Genomic DNA, 1,793 nt, shown 5'->3' on the forward strand with positions numbered 1-1,793 from the left:
GCTATCGCTCCGCCCACCCTGGGCAGCGTGCCAAACGTTGGCCTGCTGGCTAAAAAGGCTGAAGAGTACGGCTCCCACGACAAGACCTTCCAGATCAAGGCTGACGGCGTGGTTCGCGTAACCGACAGCAAAGGCACCCTGCTGATGGAACAGGCTGTTGAAGCCGGCGACATCTTCCGCATGTGCCAGACCAAAGACGCGCCGATCCAGGACTGGGTCAAACTGGCCGTCAACCGTGCCCGCGCCAGCAGCACTCCAGCGATTTTCTGGCTGGACCCAATGCGCGCTCACGACGGCGTAGTGATCGAGAAAGTTCAGGCTTACCTGAAGGATCACGACACTGCCGGTCTGGACATCCAGATCATGGCGCCGGTCGACGCCATGAAATACACCCTGCAGCGCACCCGCGAAGGCAAGGACACGATCTCGGTCACCGGCAACGTGCTGCGCGACTACCTGACCGACCTGTTCCCGATCCTCGAAGTCGGCACGAGCGCCAAGATGCTGTCGATCGTGCCGCTGATGAACGGCGGTGGCCTGTTCGAAACCGGCGCTGGCGGTTCGGCTCCGAAGCACGTGCAGCAACTGGTTGAAGAGAACTTCCTGCGCTGGGATTCGCTGGGCGAATTCCTTGCACTGGCAGCCTCCCTTGAGCATTTGGGTGTGAACTACAACAACCCGAAAGCACTGGTGCTGTCCAAGACCCTGGATCAGGCCACCGGCCAGTTCCTCGACAACAACAAGTCGCCATCGCGCAAAGTCGGCAACATCGACAACCGCGGCAGCCACTTCTACCTGGCGTTGTACTGGGCTCAGGCCCTGGCTGCCCAGACCGAAGACGCTGCACTGCAAGCGCAGTTCGCGACCCTGGCGAAAACCCTGACCGAGAACGAGGCAACTATCGTTGCCGAGCTCAACGCCGTTCAGGGCAAGCCAGTGGACATCGGCGGTTACTACCACGCCGACGCCGAGCTGATCAGCAAGGCCATGCGCCCAAGCGCAACCTTCAACGCGGCGATTGCTGCGCTGGTTTAAGGTTGTAGTGGGAACATCACAAACCCCGGCCTTGTGCCGGGGTTTGTGTTTCTGCTGACAACATAAATCCCTTGTGGGAGCGAGCCTGCTCGCGAATGCGGTATACCATTCAACATTGATGTCGACTGACATTCCGCTTTCGCGAGCAGGCTCACTCCTACAGTTGACCGTGTTCACACCGCCGAATTTGAGGAAGATTTATGGAATGGCTCCCCCACATCACCGTCGCCACCATCGTCGAGGACAACGGCCGCTTCCTGATGGTCGAAGAGCACAAGGGCGGCCGCAACGTGCTCAATCAGCCCGCCGGTCATCTTGACCCGGATGAAACCCTGATCGAAGCCGCCGTCCGCGAAACCCTCGAAGAAACCGGTTGGGACGTCGAGCCCATCGGTGTCGTCGGCATTTATCTGTACACCGCCCCAAGCAACGGCGTGACATACCAGCGCGTGTGCTTCAGCGCCAAAGCCGTCAAACATCACCCGGACTATCAACTTGACGACGGCATCGTCGGCGCCAAGTGGCTGACCCGCGACGAATTAATCGCCCAGCGCGACAACTGGCGCAGTGAGCTGATCATCCGTTGCATCGACGATTATCTGGCCGGCCATCACTTCAGCCTCGAACTGATCCGCCCTTCTCTTTAGCCTTGCGGCCGTGAGCCTGATAGAATCGCGTCCTTTTTCAAGACACTCATTGAATCCCTATGCGTGATCCAGCCCCTTCTGACACATCCAAGAAGCGCGTCATTGTCGGCA

At 59.2% G+C, this 1,793-nt stretch carries 2 protein-coding genes; both read left to right on the plus strand.

Annotated features, from left to right (window positions below):
* On the plus strand, positions 1-1,035 hold a 1,035-nt coding region (locus tag ACIOWE_RS30115), incomplete at its 5' end, for an NADP-dependent isocitrate dehydrogenase (protein WP_401398603.1).
* Between the two features lie 200 nt (positions 1,036-1,235).
* Positions 1,236-1,682: an NUDIX hydrolase gene (locus ACIOWE_RS30120; RefSeq protein WP_201237678.1), complete on the plus strand. Its 447-nt coding sequence runs from the start codon at positions 1,236-1,238 to the stop codon at positions 1,680-1,682.
* The last annotated feature ends 111 nt before the right edge of the window (positions 1,683-1,793 follow it).

Source organism: Pseudomonas sp. NPDC087598, from assembly GCF_044743525.1.
Lineage (GTDB): Bacteria > Pseudomonadota > Gammaproteobacteria > Pseudomonadales > Pseudomonadaceae > Aquipseudomonas.

What these genes read in the sequence shown, in the direction of transcription:
- ACIOWE_RS30120 (WP_201237678.1), top strand. Translation starts at nt 1,236, where the DNA reads ATGGAATGGCTCCCCCACATCACCGTCGCCACCATCGTCGAGGACAAC.